At 54.4% G+C, this 18,785-nt stretch carries 15 protein-coding genes; 6 read left to right on the top strand and 9 right to left on the bottom strand.

From position 1 onward, the window contains the following. Nucleotides 1-891 precede the first annotated feature (891 nt). A complete protein-coding gene (locus K1718_RS22155) occupies nucleotides 892-2,304 on the bottom strand; it encodes an FAD-binding oxidoreductase (RefSeq protein WP_265680823.1) in 1,413 nt (470 codons plus the stop codon). Nucleotides 2,305-2,474: 170 nt separating this feature from the next. Here K1718_RS22155 and fabI point away from each other — a divergent pair, with 170 nt between their 5' ends. From fabI to K1718_RS22140, 3 genes are all read left to right on the top strand, one after another. After that, nucleotides 2,475-3,293 (top strand): enoyl-ACP reductase FabI, encoded by an 819-nt coding sequence (gene fabI, locus K1718_RS22150; protein ID WP_152503013.1) that lies wholly within the window; start codon nucleotides 2,475-2,477, stop codon nucleotides 3,291-3,293. Nucleotides 3,294-3,378: 85 nt separating this feature from the next. Beyond that, on the top strand, nucleotides 3,379-4,023 hold the full coding sequence (locus tag K1718_RS22145) for a histidine phosphatase family protein (RefSeq protein ID WP_152503012.1): 645 nt from the start codon (nucleotides 3,379-3,381) through the stop codon (nucleotides 4,021-4,023). A 198-nt stretch (nucleotides 4,024-4,221) separates the two neighbouring features. Beyond that, complete coding sequence (locus tag K1718_RS22140; protein ID WP_265680824.1) at nucleotides 4,222-5,391, top strand: DUF3095 family protein; 1,170 nt, start codon at nucleotides 4,222-4,224, stop codon at nucleotides 5,389-5,391. A gap of 6 nt (nucleotides 5,392-5,397) precedes the next feature. On the opposite strand, the gene K1718_RS22135 is transcribed toward K1718_RS22140, so the two are convergent. Further along, nucleotides 5,398-7,644 (bottom strand): putative bifunctional diguanylate cyclase/phosphodiesterase, encoded by a 2,247-nt coding sequence (locus tag K1718_RS22135; protein ID WP_285806038.1) that lies wholly within the window; start codon nucleotides 7,642-7,644, stop codon nucleotides 5,398-5,400. 326 nt (nucleotides 7,645-7,970) lie between these two features. Between K1718_RS22135 and aroC the strand changes: the two genes are divergently transcribed. After that, nucleotides 7,971-9,056 carry a chorismate synthase gene (gene aroC / locus K1718_RS22130; RefSeq protein WP_152503010.1) on the top strand — a complete coding sequence of 362 codons (1,086 nt, stop codon included), beginning with the start codon at nucleotides 7,971-7,973 and terminating at the stop codon, nucleotides 9,054-9,056. Nucleotides 9,057-9,077: 21 nt separating this feature from the next. Here the strand turns inward: aroC and K1718_RS22125 are convergent, their stop codons facing one another. Then, complete coding sequence (locus tag K1718_RS22125; RefSeq protein ID WP_209006674.1) at nucleotides 9,078-9,839, bottom strand: sulfite exporter TauE/SafE family protein; 762 nt, start codon at nucleotides 9,837-9,839, stop codon at nucleotides 9,078-9,080. A gap of 95 nt (nucleotides 9,840-9,934) precedes the next feature. On the opposite strand from K1718_RS22125, the gene K1718_RS22120 reads away from it, so the two are divergent. Beyond that, a complete protein-coding gene (locus K1718_RS22120; protein WP_265680825.1) occupies nucleotides 9,935-10,798 on the top strand; it encodes a LysR family transcriptional regulator in 864 nt (287 codons plus the stop codon). 163 nt (nucleotides 10,799-10,961) lie between these two features. Beyond that, nucleotides 10,962-11,849: a YghX family hydrolase gene (gene yghX, locus K1718_RS22115; protein ID WP_152504403.1), complete on the top strand. Its 888-nt coding sequence runs from the start codon at nucleotides 10,962-10,964 to the stop codon at nucleotides 11,847-11,849. Nucleotides 11,850-11,900: 51 nt separating this feature from the next. Here the strand turns inward: yghX and K1718_RS22110 are convergent, their stop codons facing one another. From K1718_RS22110 to K1718_RS22085, 6 genes are all read right to left on the bottom strand, one after another. Beyond that, nucleotides 11,901-13,433 (bottom strand): MFS transporter, encoded by a 1,533-nt coding sequence (locus tag K1718_RS22110; RefSeq protein ID WP_265680826.1) that lies wholly within the window; start codon nucleotides 13,431-13,433, stop codon nucleotides 11,901-11,903. A 22-nt stretch (nucleotides 13,434-13,455) separates the two neighbouring features. After that, on the bottom strand, nucleotides 13,456-14,343 hold the full coding sequence (locus K1718_RS22105; protein WP_265680827.1) for an alpha/beta fold hydrolase: 888 nt from the start codon (nucleotides 14,341-14,343) through the stop codon (nucleotides 13,456-13,458). Between the two features lie 63 nt (nucleotides 14,344-14,406). Beyond that, nucleotides 14,407-15,510, bottom strand: coding sequence for a patatin-like phospholipase family protein (locus K1718_RS22100; RefSeq protein WP_173006119.1), 1,104 nt, complete (start codon nucleotides 15,508-15,510; stop codon nucleotides 14,407-14,409). 188 nt (nucleotides 15,511-15,698) lie between these two features. Next, complete coding sequence (locus K1718_RS22095) at nucleotides 15,699-16,304, bottom strand: hypothetical protein (protein WP_265680828.1); 606 nt, start codon at nucleotides 16,302-16,304, stop codon at nucleotides 15,699-15,701. Further along, nucleotides 16,279-17,598: a 3,4-dihydroxy-2-butanone-4-phosphate synthase gene (gene ribB, locus K1718_RS22090; protein WP_265680829.1), complete on the bottom strand. Its 1,320-nt coding sequence runs from the start codon at nucleotides 17,596-17,598 to the stop codon at nucleotides 16,279-16,281. The genes K1718_RS22095 and ribB overlap by 26 nt, the downstream gene beginning before the upstream one ends. Nucleotides 17,599-17,670: 72 nt before the next feature. After that, on the bottom strand, nucleotides 17,671-18,783 hold the full coding sequence (locus K1718_RS22085; protein ID WP_265680830.1) for a class I SAM-dependent methyltransferase: 1,113 nt from the start codon (nucleotides 18,781-18,783) through the stop codon (nucleotides 17,671-17,673). Nucleotides 18,784-18,785: the final 2 nt, after the last annotated feature.

Raw genomic sequence — 18,785 nt, 5'->3', positions numbered from 1 at the left:
GCTTATTAACGCCTATGAAACACCATTAACCTTTTACTTACCATGTTTACAAATAGCTTATTCTTATGAGGTCATAGACGTTTCATATTGTAATTTTTGTAGATGACGATTACGGCGCATGTAAATTTTACATAGCGAATCTTGCATTACGTTGACGTCAGGAAATTGAATTAAGTCCTGATCGAGTTGATCTCCTTCTGCATCTTCAAGAATGCCTTTGGGCATAAAGACAGTTTTAGGAAATTATTAACTTTTCGGGATTTTTTCTCAAAGTTTTCAAAAGCTGCTTGCAAAAATCGGGAATTTAAGCAGTGAAAATCTAGCAATAGCGCAAATGAGCTAGAGATTTTTAACGATAGCTCAGTCCAGAGGTTTTTCGTGTGAGAAGGCGAGCTACCCGAAAATTGCAACCAGCAGATTGCGAGGCTGCGACTCGCGCAGACGAAGCTGGGGACAATTTCGGCAGCCGGGTGAGACGCTTTAAGGAAAAGCGAGTTGAACCTCGACTTGAGTGCCGTTTGCAGAAACGTCAGTGGGATCAGATGTCTGCGTGCCGGCCAACAAGGAACTTTGCTTCTTGTTTGCGAACATGTGCAGGAATTTCTTATCCCCAGGCGAGCACATAATTATGGCGTCTCGCCAGTATTACCAATTGATCGTTTGTTGGTTTGAACGGTTGGTGCTTGTTCAGTCGCGATCTGAAATCTTGAGCAACACTTTGAGCTCTTTCCAAAGGACAATCTCAGTAATTCAAGCTGACTACTGTCCATCTGAAAATGAATTCGCCCAAATCTTGTTTCGTTTAAAAGAAACAGAAGTTCAATTTGAAAGCCGCTGCCGGCGAGACCGGCAGCTGCTGACACACGAATTCGAGTTGGCTTCAGCCAGGCTTCACAGAACCCGTTCGGGATTGAGAAGGCCCTTTGGATCGAATGCCGACTTAATTCTCTGCATCAGATCCAACTCGATGTCTGTTTTCACTTCCTTCAGCAGCGACCGCTTCAGTCTGCCAATCCCGTGTTCGGCTGATATGCTGCCGCCAAAGTCCTGAACAATGCCGTGAACGATGGCATTCATGTCGTCCCAGTGCGTCAGATAGGCTGCCTTGTCTGCGCCCACTGGCTGGCTGACATTGAAATGGATGTTGCCATCACCGATATGTCCGAACGGCACAGGCCGGCAGCCAGGCACAAAGGCTTCAACGGCCGCGGCAGCTTTGTCCAGGAAGTCCGGGATCAAGGCAACTGGAACAGACACATCGTGTTTGATTGATCCGCCTTCAGCTTTCTGAACCTCTGACATACCATGCCGGATGTGCCAGAAATCCTGGACCTGGCCGAGGTTCTGCGCAAACGCCGCGTCTTCCACCAGCCCGTCTTCGAATGCATCCCCCAAGATGCCTTCAAGCAGATCACGAACCGGAAAGGCGTCTGACCCGCTGGAGAGTTCCATGAGAACGTACCAGGCATGTGACCCTTCAAGGGGATCACGCGCTCCGTCCAGGTGGTTCAGGCAAAACTCGACCCCGATGCGAGGCATGATTTCAAAGCCGGTCAGGACGGGTCCTGCCTGCGCTTTTGCAAGGGTGAACAGCTTGAGAGCCGCATGAGGGTCCGGCAGTCCTACGAAAGCTGCTTCCATCTTCTTGGGCTTTGGGAAAAGCTTCAGGGAAGCCGCGGTAATAATCCCCAGGGTGCCTTCGCCGCCGATAAATAATTGTTTCAAATCATAACCGGTATTGTCCTTGCGAAGGGTCCGGAGCCCGTTCCAAATCTCACCTGTCGGCAGGATAACTTCGAGCCCGAGAACGAGGTCGCGGGTGTTGCCATATGCCAATACGGAGGTGCCGCCGGCATTGGTGGAAATGTTGCCGCCGATCTGGCAGGAACCCTGTGCGCCGAGCGAAAGGGGGAACAGCCGGTCGACTTTTTCGGCCTCGTTTTGCAGCGTCTCAAGCACAACGCCGGACTCCACAATTATGGTGAAACCAACTGGATCGACTGCACGAACCTTGTTCAGTCGAGACAGCGAAAGGACGATCTCATCCCCGGTTTCCTGCGGGATTTGTCCACCGACCAGACCTGTGTTGCCGCCTTGCGGAACAACCTTCAAGTCATGTTGATAGGCATATGTCATCACCGCGCTCACCTCTTCAGTCGAGCCGGGACGCAGCACCATTGATGTGACGCCCTGATAGAGATCGCGCCACTCTGTAAGGTAGGGGGCTTGGTCGCTTGCGTCAGTCAGAACATGTGCTGCGCCGATAATCTCGGCGAAGCGGTCGGCGTGGGGGGAACGCTCCATGCGCGGGTTCCTCGTTAAGTTTGACAGTGAAATTCGCGCGACAACATAGTGTGAGATCGGGCCGCCGTCGACGGCTCATTCCGTCGCCGGGTCTCTTGAAGGAAGAAATCCCTTGTGCCATAGGATGCCAGCCCATTCGGGCGGTAATGAAATCCTTTTCGGAGATGACGATGGCGGAAACGCGCGGACTGATGAATGGCAAACGTGGCCTGATCATGGGCGTGGCAAACAACAAATCAATCGCCTGGGGCATCGCCAAAGCACTGGCGGATGCTGGCGCGGAGCTGGCTCTCACCTATCAGGGTGATGCCCTGAAGAAGCGTGTTGAGCCGCTGGCAGATCAGTTGGGAGCCATTGTTGCTGGACATTGCGACGTAACCGACGCAGCTTCGATTGACGAAGTCTTCAAGACGCTTGAAGACAAGTGGGGTAAAATCGACTTCCTCGTTCATGCCGTCGCTTTTTCCGACAAGGCTGAGCTGACCGGGCGATTTGTCGAGACGAGTTCGGACAACTTTGCACGCACCATGGACATTTCCTGCTATTCGCTGGTCGCCGTGACACAGCGAGCAGAGAAGTTGATGGCCGATGGCGGATCGATCCTGACGCTGACTTATTATGGCGCTGAAAAAGTCATGCCACACTATAACGTCATGGGTGTTGCAAAGGCAGCGCTGGAGACGAGCGTCAAATACCTAGCAATGGATCTTGGTCCGCAGAACATTCGTGTCAACGCGATTTCGGCCGGTCCGATCAAAACACTTGCTGCATCTGGTATCGGTGACTTCCGCTATATTCTGAAGTGGAATGAGTACAATTCACCTCTGCGCCGCACCGTGACAATTGAGGAAGTTGGCGATAGTGCCCTGTTCCTGCTGTCCGACCTCGGTCGCGGGGTTACCGGAGAAATCCAGCACGTTGATTGCGGCTACAACATCGTTGGAATGAAGGCAGTGGATGCTCCCGATATATCGGTCGTAAAAGACTGAATTGGATCAATGGCCGGCTTAGTCCGGCCATTTTTCTTTGCGCGGTCTTCCCGCTGCCAAGCCCAAATTTTGTTCTGGATCTTTTATGACAACCGCCATTCCAAATCCGGTTTCGAGCGTCCTGCCCAAGCTACATGACCCTGAGTTTCTGGTTTTTGTTCGCCACGGACAGACAGACTGGAACTTCGAAGGACGTATGCAAGGTCATATGGACATTCCTCTCAACGCAACGGGGAAGGGGCAGGCAACCGGCAATGGCGCTCGCCTGAAATCCTTTCTGGAAGCAGAAGGCATCAGTCACCAGTCTCTGGATTTCGTTAGTTCGCCTCTCGGCCGCACAAGGGCCACGATGGAGTTGATGCGTCAGGCGCTGGAACTCGATGCGGAAACCTACAGGCTTGATGATCAGCTGAAGGAAATCACCTTTGGTGCGTGGGAAGGTTTCACCTTGGAAGAGTTGGCCGACGAAGAGCAGGATTTGATCCTTCAGCGGCGGGCCGACAAGTGGAGATTTGTCCCCCCTGATGGCGAAAGCTACAAAATGCTTTCGGAGCGGATCGGCGCTTGGCTGAAAACGGTCAACCGCCCGACAGTCGTCGTCTCACATGGTGGCGTGTTCCGCGTGTTGCGTGGTCACCTTGAAGGGTTGGACACCAAGCGGATACCGAAACTGGATGTCCCTCAAGACAAGATCTTTGTCTGGCGCCGCGGCGCGTTTGAAGAAATCTAGCTCCAAGACCTGGCGGGCAGGATCCTGCAGAGGGCAAAGCCAGGGTTGGACCGACGGCTCTTTTGAACGCAACTCTTGTCCAGGCACTCTTCAAAATTCGACTGCCGAAACACAAATATTTGACCAAGACCGGGCCGGTCGCCTGATCGGCAACGCGCTTAGCAACGTAGCCTACCAAAGGTTACAGGGGCAGAAATCGTGTCTGCAGATGATTTTTACAGTGAATTGCCGAGTTTTTCCGACTTCAGCACCGTTGCTGATTTGAAGGATTACCGCCCGGTCCCAGACGACTGGTGTGTTCTTGCGGCAGACATCGTCCGTTCGAGCGATGCTGTTGCCGAGGGGCGATACAAGGACGTCAACATGGTTGGCGCTGCCGTCGTGGCTGCTGTGCTCAATTGTGTCGGCAGAGAGCGGGTCCCTTTTGTCTTCGGTGGCGATGGTGCAATGCTGGTTGTTCCGGCAAGCGAAGTCGCAGCCGGTCGGGAAGCGCTGGCAGGGGTTGCGGATCTAGCCCGACAGGTCATGGAACTTGAATTGCGTGCAGCTGCGATCCCCGTTGCCCACATCCGGGAGCTCGGGGGCGACATTCGATTGCGCAAATACCGACTGAGCCCAGGCAATCACCTTGCGATGATTGTGGGTGATGGTCTGGCAATGGCCGACCGGATCCTGAAGGATCCTGACGCTTGTGCGCCGTTCACCGTATCACAGGAAAACACGCAGCTGCCACCCTTGGATGGTTTGTCCTGTCGATGGGAACCGCTTCCTGCACAGAACGGGCATATTGTGTCATTGATTGTCAAACCAACCGGACGCAAATCGCTCCCGGAAATCATGAACGATGTTGCCGGCGTCATTGGCTTCAATCCACTGATAGACGACGCAAGAACAAAACTGGCTGAAGAACCCCGGCTGAAATTCAGATTTCCACCTCGTGGTCTCAAACTGGAAGTCAATCTGACATCCGCCGGCAAGACGTTCAGGGGATGGTCGATGGCACTCCTTGAATGCGTGTTTTTCGTCTATGGTTATGCCACCGGCAGGCGGGTGGGGCCTTTTGATCCGAAGAAATACTTCAACGAACTCAGCCTGAACTCCGATCATCGCAAGATCGGGGACAGCCTTCAGCTCGTGCTGGATGTCACTGCTGAACAGTTGGCGGCAATCAGGGACAGTCTTGCAAAGGCCTACAAGGCCAGGGAAGCCGTGTTTGGCATGCACGTCTCGGATGCTGCTTTGATGACCTGTTTCGTCGAGGATATCGGCAAAAGCCAGCACATCCATTTCATTGACGGCGCAAATGGCGGATTTTCCATGGCGGCGGCCGAGTTCAAGGAGCGTGAAGCGGCGCTCAGCGCTCCGTAGAAACGACTACCGGGAACGGACCGAGCGGATCGACTTTTGGTCGGGCAGCTGTGCCTTAACAGAAAAATTCTGCTTGAGGATGAGCGTTGCCAGCTCGTCTTCTGGGACGGCCTTGGAAATCAGGAAGCCCTGAATGACATCGCAGCCGTTTTCCAGCAACCACTGTCGTTCGGCTTCCGTTTCGACACCCTCTGCCAGGACGCTGATATCAAGGCTCTTGGCAAGGTTTATCAAGGCACTGGTAAACTTCTGCAGGGCAGGCTTGTGATCGACCCCGGAAATGAAGCTCCGGTCGATTTTTACGCGATCGACCTTAAGATCCCTCAAGCTTGAAATGCTTGAGTGCCCGGTACCGAAATCGTCCAGCTCGATGTGGAAGCCGAGGTCGGACAGGCGCGCGATGTTTTCCTTGATAGGCGCGGCGGTGATCTCGTCGATCATGACCGCCTCCAATATCTCAAGGCTGACGGTTGCCGGTTCCAGCCCCATGTCACGGACTTGTTTGTAGAGTGCGTCGACCGCCTCCGCGCTGGCCAGAAGACTGGCGGATACATTCAGGCCAAGGTGGAAATTCCGTTGTGTTCGGCCACTGAGATTGTCGGCAAGGCGAAGGGCGTTGGTGCGCACCGTCGTTTCGATGAGCTCCATGTAGCCGGCTTCGACTGCTGCAGGCAAAAATGAACCTGGATAGCGCACCTCGTCGTGGTCGATCCAGCGAACCAATGCTTCCGCACCAACGATCTCACCCGTGTGAATATCGATTTGCGGCTGATACCACGGCAGGATGACGCCTTCTTCGATGGCCTTGAGCAATTCCTTGGCAATTTCGCCGTGTTCCTCAAAGGCTGCGCGCATTTCCGGCGTGAAGAGATCGAAGGTACTGTAGCCCTTCTGTTTGGCGGACCTCAACGCAAGGGCCGCATCTGTCAGGGTGTGGCTTGTAAGGCAATCGCCTCGCCGGCTTATAAGAAGGCCGACATTCGCTTCGATCTTGACCTTCTGATCGGCAACAAACCGTTCTTTTCGGATTTCCTGAATCAGTTCTTCGGCAAACTCTTTGAACTTTCCTGCGTCCGTCAGCTCTGGCCTGAACAGCAGGAATTCCGTGCCGCCCGTGCGACTCAGGAAGTCTTCCGGATCCGCGATTTCACCGAGCTGCCCGGCAACACTTCTTAGGATCGAATCCCCGCATTGATCACTGAAACGATCATTGACCTTCTTGAATTGCCGCAAATCGAGCAACAGCAACCCGTATCGCGCATTCGGGGCCGGTTCGGGAAGTGTCTTTATTCTTTTGAGAAGCGCACGACGATTTGGCAGGCCGGTAAGCGGGTCGTGATAGCCGAGGCTTTCGATTTCCTGTTGGGTCCGTTCCGCGAGTGCCCTTGTCAAAGCAACGGAAATTGCAAAGGCCGCGACAATCACAAGCGCGCCGATCAGTCCGGCGAGAAGAACGTCGAGCTGCATTTCGGTCCGTCGCTTGACCAGATCGCCATTGAGATAGTCCAGGCTCGACTGCCAAAGTGCCAGTGTTGCAAGCATCAGTTCCGGATGCACCTCGGCGATCGGGCCTGCGGCGACATCCTTGCCGGTCTTTGCAAGGATCGTTGATCGAAGAAGTTTGCTGCCTTCCGATTGGAAGGCGAAATTAGCCTGCCGGAAAAGTTGCGTCTTGCTTTGCAGCGCCGCAGAACCCGGTCCCTCCAGCTTGTCGATGAAGTTTGCCGTGATTTGTGAGGCTGTATCAGCGGCAGCCTTGAATTTCCCACCCTGTACGGTGATCAACATCTTCTCCCAGACGTTGACCTTCTTGCGTGTGAACAGTCTGCGGGCATCGTCGGTCATCTTGGAAGACTCGATGATCACCGAAAAAAGCAGGTTGTTGACCAGGTTCGGGAGCGTCGAAGCCTCGTAGGATACCGACATGTCGAGCATTGCAACGCGGGAAATACTCACACTCAGTTCCTGTGCGTACCCGAGAGATGTCTTCACATCGGGTTCGTTGAGGAAAATATCGAGTTGGCTTGTAAGAGGGTCAGCAAGGTTTTCGCCACCGAAATCGATCAGTTCTTGCCTGAGGTTCGGGGGAACTTTGCCGAGAGAGCCAGTGACGGATTTTTCTTGCACAAGCGGGCCAAGCGCTTGAATGAGATGCAGTCCGCGCAGACTTTGATCAATGGCTTCGACGTTTTCAAATTTGTTTTTGAACCACAGCGAGGCGAACAGCAGGCAGGGCGCCAGCAGAAAAACCATCAAACCTGTTAGCCAACCCCGAATGCGCACTTCTGTGTCTCATATTAGCCCCAGTTCCCAAAGTAATACCGATAGAGCCTTAAGGATTGGCAAATCTGGTATAGATTTTTTTCCTGTGCAATCAAATGGCAGTAAACCATAGATTGAGAACCGCAATGGAACACTAGGTGACTTGCGGGCAGCTATCCGTTTTCAATCGATTTTGAAGCAGCCAGTGGCAATAGCGCGAAATCGCCTGTTGTCTCGGGCGATGGGCTTGAGCTTGATCCTCTGATGGCGTATCGCTCAGCGCCTGACGATTTTCCTGATATTTCCGGATACTTACCATGTCGCATAACAGTTTTGGCCACCTATTCCGTGTCACTACGTGGGGCGAAAGCCATGGACCGGCAATCGGCTGCGTGATTGACGGCTGTCCGCCGCTTGTCCCGCTCACTGAAATCGACATTCAAGGATATATGGATCAGCGCAAGCCTGGCCAGTCCCGTTTCACTACCCAGCGACGTGAGCCTGATGAAGTCAAAATTCTCTCTGGTGTCATGGTCGATGAGGACGGTGTGCAGAAGACCACCGGAACGCCGATCTCCTTGATGGTTCAAAACACGGATCAACGGTCAAAGGACTATTCGGAAATCAAGGACCGTTTCCGACCCGGACATGCTGACTTCACGTATGACGCAAAATACGGGATCCGTGACTATCGCGGCGGCGGCCGTTCTTCTGCTCGCGAGACCGCCATGCGGGTTGCAGCGGGAGCGGTTGCGAGGAAAGTTTTGCAGGGCGTTACCATTCGAGGTGCCTTGGTCCAGGTTGGTCCACACAAGGTTGACCGCAACAATTGGGATTGGGCGGAAATCGCAAACAATGCATTTTTCGCACCCGACAAGCAGGCGGCTGCATTTTGGGCCGACTATCTTGACGGAGTTCGAAAAGCGGGGTCCTCGGTCGGTGCCGTAATTGAAGTGGTCGCCGAGGGTGTTCCTGTTGGATGGGGAGCGCCCATCTACGGAAAACTCGACACTGATCTTACGGCTGCGATGATGTCGATCAATGCAGTCAAGGGTGTCGAGGTCGGCAATGGTTTTGATGCGGCTACTTTGACTGGGGAAGAGAATGCTGACGAAATCCGGGTCAATGACGTCGGGCAACCGGTCTTCCTGACCAACAATGCTGGCGGTGTGCTGGGAGGGATCTCCAACGGTGACCCCCTGGTTGTCCGGTTTGCCGTAAAGCCGACATCGTCCATCCTGACAGAACGCAAGTCGATCACCCGGCAGGGTGAAGAGGTTGACGTGATGACCAAGGGCCGTCACGACCCCTGTGTTGGCATTCGTGCCGTTCCGGTCGGAGAGGCCATGATGGCGTGCGTTTTGGCGGACCACTTCCTGCGGCACCGGGGCCAGGTCGGCTGACTCGTTGGCTGGTCTTGTCCACTATGTGAGAAAAAGCCTCAAGACACCCGCGCAGGACAGCATGATCAAGAGCCCGAGACAAAAGCTCTTATAGGCACTTTGCAGCCTTTGGCTGAAGAGGCGGCTTCCAACATAGACGCCGACCAGAACGGCAGGTGCCAAAGCAATACCGCGTTTGAGAGACGTCTCGTTCAGAACATCAAAATAGAGCAGTGCGACGAATGACACCGCCATGCTCGCGAACAGGTACAGCACTAAAGAGGCACGCATCTTTCGCGCCTCATGCGCAGTGCCAAGAACGTAAAGCGCGATGACCATCCCGCCAACAGACGCAAGCCCAGTGGCGATGCCGGAGACAATTCCCGTTACAGATAACGCGCCGCGTATCTCGAACAGCTTCAGATTTACTTTGAAGAACTGAAAGACCGACAGCGCCAGCACAAGCGTAAGAGCAACGGCTTTTGAAATTTCAGAGGGAATTGACGTTGTGGCCAGCAGTCCCAGCGGTGTGCCGACGGCACTTCCGGCGGCAAGTGTGAGGGACATTCGCCTGTCTGCATCCCTGAAGCCGCCGCGGAACATCACGAGGCTTGCGGTCGTCTCTAGCAAGAAGCAAATCGGTATCAGGTCTACGGGAGGCAGAAACACCACCATGCTTGCCATCACGACAGCCGAAAGTCCGAAACCGGTAAACCCGCGCACAGCGCCAGCGAGGAAGGCAACGGCCAGCGAAATCATAAAGAGAGACGGTGGTAGCCCAATCCAGTCGGCAAGTGCCTGCATAGTGTTCCAGCCCTTCAAGTGACAATGAGTTCTGAGGCATGCAAACACGCAGGTAAACGCTCGATTTTGCATAGTCAGTCTGCAAGAATGCAGACATGAACTGGGAGAACCTTAAATTTTTGCTGGCCTTTTATCGCGCTGGCACGCTTGTCGAAGCTGCTCAAAGGCTCGGCGTCGATGCAACCACGGTCTCGCGCCGCCTTGCGGCGCTTCAAGACGAAACCGGTGTTGCATTTCTGGAGCGTTCGTCAGGAGGTGCGCTCACGCTGACGCGGGCTGGTCAAAAGGCAGTGCAGCATGTGGAAATGGCCGAAACGGCCCTCGTGAAACTGGATGAAGACCTGACCGGTGCGCGGTTTGCCGAGGAAGGCATTGTTCGCATTTCCTCGGTGCCTGTGGTGGTCAACAGCTTGCTGATACCGCGTGCCAGCGAGTTTGCGTCCAAACACCCGGGTATTGAGCTGCACCTGGCCTCTGAAGGGCGCAATGTTAGCCTGCCGAAGCGCGAAACAGATATGGCAATTCGGCTCGGTCGTCCGGGCGAGGGCGGGCACAATGTCAAGGCGAAAAGGATTGCGGTGCTGAACCATGCGATCTATTCGCCCTCATTTAATAGGTCGATGGACCTGCCCTGGGTTCAGTACCACGAGGACATGAGCTTTCTGCCTCAGGCCCGCTGGGTGGCGGAGAACGGCTCTTCGACAAAAGGCGAGCTTTCGAACGTTCGGCCCTATGATCTTGAAGGGGTGATCGAAGCTGTGGCGGCGGGATTGGGCAAGTCGGCATTGCCAACACTTATCGCAGAGAAGGATGAGCGCCTTTCCAGGCTGGCGAAGACCGAACCAGAATTATTGCGCGAAGTCTGGCTGCTGCAGCACGCCGATCAGGCGTCACTTGCGCGCATGAAAACCGTCAGCCATTGGCTTGAGGAGATTTTCAGCGTGAAACCTCATGTATGAGTTTGGTTCCCAGTCGTCATTTGTTCGTCTGGTGCGCCGATTGATACAAAGCGTTACACAATTCTTGGGTGCGCAAGCTGGATCTCGAGAATGAGGCTTCTAGTTGCCTGAGGGCAGAAAGCCCGAATTTTCAGGGAGCATGGACATGAATGACATGACACCGGTGCGCCGCATGACGGCCAAGGATTTCCCCCAGGAATTGCTGGATCTTTACGATTATTACGCTCATGGCAAAATAACCAAGCGTGAGTTCTTGAGCGGAGCAGCCAAGTTTGCGGTTGGTGGAGTAACTGCAACGATGCTGCTCAGTCAGCTCTCGCCAAACTATGCGCTTGCGCAGCAGGTAGAGCCTGACGATGCCTCGATTGTGACGGAGCGCATCACATATCCGTCGCCGAACGGCCATGGCGAGGTGAACGGCTATCTGGTGAAGCCGGCCGGAGCAACCGGTAAGCTTCCGGCCGTGCTTGTGATCCATGAAAATCGGGGTCTGAACCCCTACATAGAAGACGTCGCCCGAAGACTTGGCAAGGCCGGTTTCATGGCACTGGCGCCTGACGGTTTGACGTCCGTAGGCGGTTATCCCGGCAGCGACGACAAGGGACGCGAACTTCAGCGCACGGTCGACCGGGAGAAATTGCTCAATGACTTCTTTGCCGGATTTGAATTCCTGCTGAACAACGATGACAGCACAGGCAAAGTCGGAGCGGTTGGCTTCTGCTATGGTGGTGGTGTCGTCAATGCAATCGCGGTCGCTTATCCAGAACTTGCCGCCGGAGTACCGTTTTACGGGCGCCAGCCGGACCCGGCAGACGTAGCAAAGATCGAAGCACCACTGATGTTGCAGTTTGCCGAGCTGGATGAACGTATCAATGCGGGCTGGCCCGCATATGAGGAGGCTCTCAAAGCCAATGGCAAGGAGTATGTTGCGCATATGTATCCGGGCGTAAACCACGGCTTCCATAACGATACGACGCCGCGTTTCGACGAAGCAGCAGCGAGACTGGCAGAGGACCGGACGGTGGCGTTTTTCAAGGAAAAACTGATGTAGGTTTCAGAAGGAAATCAAGCAGAAAACCCGGGCGGGAAGCCCGGGTTTTTTTTACCTCTGCTCAAGTGTATCGGGTACTGTTTCAGATTTGGCCTTTTGCGAGAAAGACCAAATCGAAAATATTGCTGCCAGAAGCACCACGCCCGCTCCCAGGTAATAGCCAGCGGCGATGGCTTCCGTTGTGATGTCTTTGAGTTCGGCAAGAGCTTGCGGCCAGTGGTCTCGAAGCTGATCAGTTGCTTTGGTCTGCGCCTGCTCTGATTGGAAAAGAAGCAGCTGCAGCTCTTGGCGTTTGTCAGCGACCGGCTCCAGCTTTTCCGCAACCATTGAAATCCGGTTTTTTTCAATGAGATTGATAACGGAGCCGATGCAGGCAATTCCGAACACGCCCCCTGTCTGCCTCAGCGTTTGCAATATCGCCGACGCGGTGGCGCGCTGTGTTTGGGATACGTGTGACAACCCTTCCGTGGTGACGGTGCTTGCCAGAAGGCCAAGCCCAAACCCAATCAGCATCATGCCTGGGACCAGCCAGATGATGTTGTTCAGCTCAAGAACGACGGCTTGCGAGAAGAAGCCTGCCGAGATGGCAAGTGTCCCGGTTACGGCAAGTAGCCTGAAAGGGACTTTGTCAAACAGATACCCCGAAACCTGTGCCATCACTATGATCGTGAGCACCACCGGCATCATGGAAAGGCCGGTTTGAAATGGGGAAAAGGCAAGCACGTTTTGAATGAAGACAGCGCCGTAGACGACCTGTCCGAGCATCGCGAACTGGATACAGAACAAGACAATGCCACAGCCGAAAAATACACGGCTCTTGAACATTGAAAAGTCGATGATCGATGCCCCTGGTGCGGGTTTGCGGAAAGGCAGAACGCCAAGAGCAAGCAATCCGGCAACCGCAAGGGCGAGCGAAATCGACACCGCCATGGTTCCGTCACCGAAGCTTTGAATAGCAATTGTCAGCGTGAGAATTCCGGCGACAAGCAAGAATGCCCCTTTAAAGTCAAATGGTATGTCACTGCCTTTGGGAGCGTGTCCGCTGAACAAGACTGCGCTTGTGAACGTCACCAGTCCAATTGGAACATTGATCAGGAAAACCATGTGCCACGACAGGTGCTGGACGAGAAAACCGCCAAGCAGCGGACCGGCGGCCAGAAACAGCAAACCGCTCCCAACGTAGATCGACATAGCTCTGCCGCGCAGTTCTGCCGGAAAAATGCCGAAGACAATCGCAGTTGCAGCTGGCTGCATGAGGGCTGCTCCAATGCCCTGGCCAATCCTTGCGAGAATGAAAACCTCCCCGATTGGCGCGATCGCGCAAAGGAGGGAGGAAGCTGTAAAAAGGCCAACACCTGCTGTAAATGAGCGGTAGTGACCAAATCTGTCACCTGCCCAACCGGCACAGATCAATGCGGCAGCAAGAGCAAGCGTGTATCCGTTGACAACCCACTGCAACTCCATCGGGCCGAACGCAAAGGCACGTTGCAGCGGTGGGAGAGCAATCCCGATCACCGTTTGATCGATCATGATCATACCGATCGCTCCGGTCATGTTGACCAGGATGAGATACCGTTTGTCCATCGCCAATGAGCCTAACCGGTGCCTAAATACCGTTCATGAAGTCAACAATGGCATGTTGGGCGGCCGGTTCGTCAAGGATGGGACAGTGGCCCCGGCCCGAGACTTCTACAGCCGTCATGCGCGGAGCGATGTCCTGCATCTGCTTGATTGTCGCAGGCGCGGTTACATCGGATAAAACACCGCGAATTGATAGAACCGGCAAGTTCAGTTCTGCCGCTTTTCTATGTGCAGCCCAAAGATCACGGGGTGTCTCTTTGTTTTCGGCAAGAGCTTTTCCAAGATTGTCGTCATAGCGGTGATGCCACTTAGCGTCCTTCAAGCCATACATCGACACTGCCATGCGCTCATAGTCCGCGTCGCTCAAGCCTTCGAATTGAGCACCGACATGTTCTTTCAAGGTCGCCACAACTTTCGACAGATCTGCTTCATCAGGAAGCTTACCCGCATAACCAAAAATGCGGGCCATGCCGGCAGTCTCGATTGTGGCCCCCAAATCATTCAGGATGGTTCCGGCCAGCATGTCAGGATGATCTTCGACCATAAGCATTGCGAGCAGCGCACCAAGTGATGATCCGAGCAGAACAACGGGCTCTTCTTCAAGGTGTTGCCAGAACTCGTAAATGTCACGGATGTAAACCACTGTGTTGTAGTTGGAATAGTTCGGGTCGTGATCCGAAGTGTCCCGTCCGCGCAGATTCAGTGTGTAGATCCTGAAATTTTTCGCCAGCAGATTGGCGGCGGGATCTAGATCGCGGATATTTCTGGTCAGGCCCGGCAGCGCGATGATGGCGGGTTTTCCAGGAACTTTCTCTCCATACACGCGATAGGTCAGAGAGAGACCGTCTGACGTTGCGAAGGTCATGGCTTTATAGTTGCCGGAATCGTATCTGCTCTCAATTGAGCCGGTCATGTCTGTACTCCTGCCGGAAAAGCAAATGTGTGGGCTGAATGCACAAATAAATGAGCCTGTGCCCTAGGCTGCCGTGTTCCGGCGTTGAGACTTGCTCTTTTTCTTCGATGCGGATGCAGCATCGATTTCGCTCTGAATTCGGTTGTGGATGATGTAGTTGATTTGAAATGCGTTTTTGTCCAGCGCGTAGTCTGCGGACTTATAGCCGCTTTCGATTCTCTTCCCGATGGTCGTAGGACTGAAGTCGATCACATTGCGCAGCGCGGCTCTTTCTGCCGGTATTGTGAATATGTGGGAAATTGCTCGGAGGCGCATGAGGCTCTTGAAAGTATCACGCTCCCGGAGAGGAGAATCTTCCGGTAGATCCTGTTCAAGGTCCCAGAGCATCTCTGCAAACTCATATGCCTTGTCGTGACCTTCGAAGGTCTTCCAGAACTTGTCTTCGTATACAAGTTCGGTCATTCGGTCGATGGATTGGCCAAGATCTTTTGGCACATCCCCAAGAGCGCCGAAAAGCTCGATCACAAAGATTGGTAGATGGGCAGTCTCATGCTCGTTTAGAATGCGCACAAGGGACTGGATGGGGGTATTGTCGTAGATACCGCCATCCCAATAGTGCTCACCGTCAATTTCAATCGGCGGGAAACTCGGGGGCAGAGCACCGCTCGCCATGATGTGCTCGGGTGTCAAAGTGTGTGTCCGGTTTGAAAACCGCTCAATTTCACCTGAAACCACATTTGTGGCTGTCACGACCACCGTTGGCGCGTCGGGCGCGTTCAACCGGTCGAAGTCGATATAGCGCTGCATCGTTTCGAGTGCGGGCGAGATATCATAGATGCTGGGCCGCCTACCCATGCCGAAAAGGGTGCCATGCAGTTTGAAGAAACGCGGGTGCCCCAGACTTGTGTAGGCGGTGTTGTAGTGCTGGAAGAGCGGAAAGGGATGTTCATGGCCAAGATAGTCCCACATTTCCAGAAGCGTTTCATGCGCTTCGCCATATAAGGGAGCTGCGAGCACAGCTGCGTTCAGTGCGCCAATCGACGTCCCGGTCAGGATCTCGGGCCGGTAACCGAGTTCGTAAATTCGTTTGATCGCGCCAGCCTCATAGGCTCCGAGTGCGCCTCCGCCCTGGAGGACGAGACCAACTTTTTTCGCTTTATCATTCATGACTGACCCATCCGGCAACAGAAGACGCATTGGCAGCGGTTGCTGCAGCGCAATAGAGTGATGGTCAGTCTGCGCGAGCATTATGGATGGCCTGTTAACAGCTAAGGTAAATTTGACTTAACCTGATAGAAAAACAGGAGAAATTTGGGTAGGTAATTGAATTCTATGAGCAAAATCAGGTTGCGCAGCTAAGCAGATTTATAGCGGCGTATTCGCTGAAATATCTCATCGGGATCGGCCGCAAGTGTATGCAGATTGACAATGACTGTGTCGCGGTCCGTTTCGTTTCGCCTGCAGCGCCAGTTCCGAAGCATGAGTTTCTTCCATGGCGGCAAGGCCTGATCTTTTTTGATTGCCTCTTTGAGCGGACAATTCAACTGGATTTCCAAGCAGACAAGAATGATATTTCGAACCGATGTGCGCTTGATGTCGATCTCATGGACGGCAGCCCAGTTTATGAAGCCGATCCGCTCGACAAAAAGCCCGTCTTCATTTGCGCCGAGCTGGGGGTGTCCCTTTTCGACCATGGGATAGTGCCAATAGGCAATACCGAGCGGTACCAGCGCTGCTAGCGAAAGCAGCGGCAGGCCGGCTGCGACGCCGACCACCACCATGATCAGGCCCAGCAGCATGCAGCCATAGACAAGACCCTCGCCCTGGCTGCGATTGTAGCCGATAGCAAAGGGAACCGGACCTTTGGTTTCGTGCAATTGCCTTTCAGCCTTTTCCTGCGCACTGGATCGAGAACCTGAGAGAAGCTCGTCGTGCTTAACCGTCGAGAATTTCCGTTTCATCGATCTTAATATCAAAGCCCTCCAAGCCGACATAGTGCCGTTCCCTGGAAGACAAGAGACGAATTGAACTGACACCGAGATCCTTGAGGATCTGCGCGCCTAGGCCAATCTCTCGCCATTGCTCCTGCCTTGACTGTGCTGAAGTATGCTCTTCATTATCGGCGGCCTCAAAGTCCGACCGTGTTCGTTTCGATTGGCGTGCCACGCCCGCAGAGCCTTCCCGCAAATAGACGATAACCCCACGCCCGCGTTCGGCGAAGTGTTCCATAATCTGATCGAGAGGCTGTGTTTCGCCAAAAACGTCATCAAGCACGGATTCAAGTTGCAGGCGCACAGGGACGCTTCGCCCGTCGAGGATATCGCCATAGACAATCGCCAAGTGATGCATCGGATCATAAGGCGTTGAAAATGTCATTGCATAGGCGGGGCCGGCGATGGTGTCTATGGGTTGTTCGTTGACCCTCTCGACCATGCGCTCGGTCCGCTGGCGCCAGGCGATGAGGTCTGAAACAGACACCATTTTCAGATCATATTCTGCCGCGAATTCGGCGACCTGCTGGCCGCGCTTGACGGTACCGTCGTCGTTGACGAGCTCACTGAGGACACCGACCTCCTCCAGCCCGGACAAACGGCAAAGGTCGACGGCGGCTTCCGTGTGACCGGACCTTATCATGACACCACCTTCCTTGGCGACGAGTGGAAAAATATGGCCTGGCCGAACAAAATCCTCGGCAGCGGCATTCGGGTTGGCAAGGGCATGTACGGTAGAGCTGCGCTCTTCGGCCGAGATGCCCGTTGTCAGTCCGTGCCGGTAGTCGACGGAAATCGTGAAAGCAGTCGCGAGCGGTGCATCGTTTTCTGCAACCATCGGGTCCAAACGCAGGCGGCGAGCCTGGGCAACAGTCATGGGTGCACAAATGATTCCAGACGTATGCCTGACCATGAAGGCCATCTGTTCCTGCGTTATCTTGGACGCTGCAACAATCAGATCGCCTTCGTTTTCGCGATCATCATCATCAGTCACGACCACCATTTCACCACGTTCGAACGCGCGGATTGCTTCTGCGACACGGGCCTGGGACACGGGATGCTCCTTGGTTGTAGACAGTCCGAGAAAGTCGTTGGGTGTAACCTCGCCATTGGTGGCAATGGCGATCTTGCGGGCCATGTCCCGCGAGACCCAGACATTCGGGTCATTGCAAAGGGCGGTTACAGAAGCGGGAGACAAGTTAGCCCGTCGCGCGAATGCGCTGCGGTTTTCCCCGGTCTGCAAGAGCCATTGATCGAGTCTCATGCTCGGGGATATAGGCCATATTACTTTCAGTCACAAGGTAATGACAGGCAAATTTTCAGTAAGCCTGAAAATCTAATTGCCTTTGACGTACTCTGCCACACGCGACACGAATGCCGGAACCATCCATCTCTCCTGCAAACCCTGAGCTGAGCAAAGACCAGTCAGGTCTTCTGTCAGATATGAGGAGTAATAGGGTTCATGGAAAAGTTGCGGAAACAGCGACAGCAGGCCGTCATAATCTGGCACATCACCGGTTTGAAGACTGTCTACAAAAAGGAAGGACCCGCCCGGTTTGAGCACTCTGGCAACTTCCGCAATAACTTGCCGTCGTACCTTTGGAGGTAATTCGTGAAAGAGAAACACGCAAGAGACGATGTCCAGGGAATTGTCCGCGAAAGGCAGCTCTTCAGCCATTGCCGTGACGTAGCTGGCTCGCCGGGACGTTGCTCGGTCGCGGGCAACGTTGAGATAGGGCTCGGAGAGGTCGAGCCCGGTGCCCTTCAGGCGCGGAAATGATTTGAGCGCTGGACGCAGGAGTCCCCCGGTGCCGCAGGCCAAATCCACGTAAGCCACATGGCGCTGATCCTTGCGCTTCAGGATGTGTGCAAAGGGAACAAGCGCGCGGCGGCGCATGGCAGCTGTTGCGCCGGAAAAAAGCACATCTACCTGGAAATCATAGAGTTTGGCGCTGTCCTCAGAAAGCCAGCCATCGGTCTGGAAGTGAAAATTCTGGCGGTAGTAGCGGGGCAGGGCAGCAGCGAAACCTTCCGGGCTTTCATTCACTTCCTGATGTGCACCTGTCGCGCGTCGGCGCGCAACTTCCGGCACGTCCTTGAAAAAGGCTCGGCTTGTGGCGAGTAACTCGCCGGGTGTCATGGTGCCGTCCGACGGCATCGGATACAGCCCGTCTTCGACGGCTCTCAGGTCATCTGTGAAGAGCCGCAGGATATCGGCAAGCATTCGCCGTTGGCTCGGTACTGGCCCGTCGGGCGTGACTTTAGGTGTATCGGGTAGGTCTTTCTGCAGGCGTCGATTCATGCGCCGCATGGCCTCTGAGTGGAGCGTGTAGAGCGCGACACGGCTCCCTTGGGCAAGGGCGTAACGTGATCTGCGGGCGAGCTTCAGGATGGGTGGACGTGACAGATCACGTTCTCTCGGTCTCAGGTTCTCGTCCGTTGCGCTCATTG

Source organism: Roseibium porphyridii, from assembly GCF_026191725.2.
Lineage (GTDB): Bacteria > Pseudomonadota > Alphaproteobacteria > Rhizobiales > Stappiaceae > Roseibium > Roseibium porphyridii.
Note: the sequence above shows the minus strand (reverse complement) of the source record. Positions and strands in the feature narration are given on the sequence as shown.